This window comes from Stenotrophomonas sp. PS02300 (genome assembly GCF_029959395.1).
Classification (GTDB): Bacteria; Pseudomonadota; Gammaproteobacteria; order Xanthomonadales; family Xanthomonadaceae; genus Stenotrophomonas; species Stenotrophomonas maltophilia_AD.
Genome location: NZ_JASCOP010000234.1, coordinates 1 through 1963 on the forward strand (window position 1 = coordinate 1; position 1963 = coordinate 1963).

2 protein-coding genes are annotated in these 1963 nt (G+C 66.1%); both read right to left on the reverse strand.

Features of this window, described 5'->3' with window-relative positions; all coding sequences use genetic code 11:
• Nucleotides 1-127: 127 nt before the first annotated feature.
• On the reverse strand, nucleotides 128-883 hold the full coding sequence (gene kduD, locus QMX79_RS20665; RefSeq protein WP_282248443.1) for a 2-dehydro-3-deoxy-D-gluconate 5-dehydrogenase KduD: 756 nt from the start codon (nucleotides 881-883) through the stop codon (nucleotides 128-130).
• Nucleotides 884-916: 33 nt separating this feature from the next.
• Complete coding sequence (gene kduI, locus QMX79_RS20670; RefSeq protein WP_282248444.1) at nucleotides 917-1765, reverse strand: 5-dehydro-4-deoxy-D-glucuronate isomerase; 849 nt, start codon at nucleotides 1763-1765, stop codon at nucleotides 917-919.
• Nucleotides 1766-1963: the final 198 nt, after the last annotated feature.

Genomic DNA, 1963 nt, shown 5'->3' on the forward strand with positions numbered 1-1963 from the left:
CATGTGCGGGCCCCGTCGCGCCGGGCCCTGCCCGGCGGTCGCATTATGTCAGGTTACGTGGGCCGGGCAGAGCCCGGCGCTACGCATGAAGCGAGGTAGGTATCGACCGTTGGTCGATACCCTGGCGTTACCGGGCGAGCCAACCACCGTCTACGGGAATGACCGAGCCATTGACGTAATCCGACGCGCTCGACGCCAGGAAAACGGCCGTACCGGCGAGGTCTTCCGGGGTGCCCCAGCGGCCGGCCGGGATGCGGTCGAGGATGGACTTGTTGCGGTCCTCGTCGGCACGCAGCGCGGCGGTGTTGTCGGTGGCCATGTAGCCCGGGGCGATCGCGTTGACGTTGATGCCCTTGTTGGCCCACTCATTGGCCAACAGGCGGGTGATGCCGGCGATGCCGCTCTTGCTGGCGGTGTACGACGGCACCCGGATCCCGCCCTGGAAGGACAGCATCGAGGCGATGTTGATGATCTTGCCGCGGCCCTGCGCGATGAAATGACGGCCCGCCGCCTGCGAGATGAAGAACGCGGACTTGATGTTGACGTTCATCACGTCGTCCCAGTCCTGCTCGCTGAAGTCCACCGCATCGGCACGGCGGATCAGGCCGGCGTTGTTGACCAGGATATCCAGGCCACCGAGCCCTTCGATGGTTTCGCGGATCACCCGCTCCACCGGCTCGATGCTGATCAGGTTTGCTTCCACCGCCAGGCAGCGGCGGCCCAGCGAGGTGATCTTGGCGATGGTGTCGGTGGGCGGCGCGATGCCGGCCACGGCCACGTCGGCGCCGGCCTGGGCCAGCGCCACGGCGATGCCCTGCCCCAGGCCGGTGTTGCCACCGGTAACGAGGGCGACCTTGCCTTCCAGACTGAACGGATTAGCCATTGCGGTTACGGTCCTTATCCAATGCGGTGTGGGTTACTTGAGCTGGCAGATGTCCAGCACGTGCATGTCGGTGTAATCCAGGTTTTCGCCGCCCATCGCCCAGATGAAGGCGTAGTTGCTGGTGCCGGCACCCATGTGGATCGACCACGGCGGGGACACCACCGCTTCGTTGTTCTGGATCACGATGTGGCGCTGCGCGTCCGGCTCGCCCATGAAGTGGTACACGCGGTCGTTCTGGCCCAGGTCGAAGTAGAAATAGACCTCGCTGCGGCGATCGTGCAGGTGCGGCGGCATGGTGTTCCAGACGCTGCCCGGCTTCAGCACGGTCAGGCCCAGCAGCAGCTGCGAGGACTGGCAGGTGGCCGGCACGATGTACTGGTAGATGGTGCGCTCGTTGCTGGTTTCCAGCGCGCCGCGCTCCAGCGCAACGGCATCCTTGATCGACAGCTGCTTGGTCTCGAAGCGCGCGTGCGCCGGGGTCGAGGCCAGGTAGAACTGCGCCGGGGTGGCGGCGTCATCGGAGGCGAACACCACCTCTTCGCTGCCCATGGCCACGTACAGGCCATCCTTCGGGCCGAGCGTGTACACGGTGCCATCGACAGTGACCGTACCGCTGCCGGCGCCGACGTTGATCACGCCCAGCTCGCGGCGCTCCAGGAACGCATGGCCGGCGGCCGAGGCCGGTTCGGTCTGCTTCGGCAGCGCCACCGGGCCCTTCACCGGTGCCACACCGCCGAGCACGAAGCGCTCGTAGTGGGTGTACTTCAGGGTCACCGCGTCGGCATTGAACAGGCCGTCGAGCAGGTAAAGCTCGCGCAGGTCGTCGTTGCTGGCGCCCTTGATGGCGTCGGGATGGGTGGCGTAGTGGGTCTTGCAGTACATGGCGTCTCCAGAGCAGGGGTGGGCCGACGGGGCGGCCCCGGCGCGATTTCCCCCATTCTAGCCAAGGAGGAAACCGGTGTCATTTTGCATTGCGGGATCGGTGGGAAGTCACGACCAACGGTCGTGGCCTACCGGGTGAAATCAGATCATGGGCCGGCCGGGTGGACTGGCTTGCCGGTAGGTCACGACCGTTGGTCG

Bases quoted from the DNA above. Each gene is read 5' to 3' on its own strand.
- kduD (WP_282248443.1), bottom strand. From the start codon at position 883: ATGGCTAATCCGTTCAGTCTGGAAGGCAAGGTCGCCCTCGTTACCGGT.
- kduI (WP_282248444.1), bottom strand. From the start codon at position 1,765: ATGTACTGCAAGACCCACTACGCCACCCATCCCGACGCCATCAAGGGC.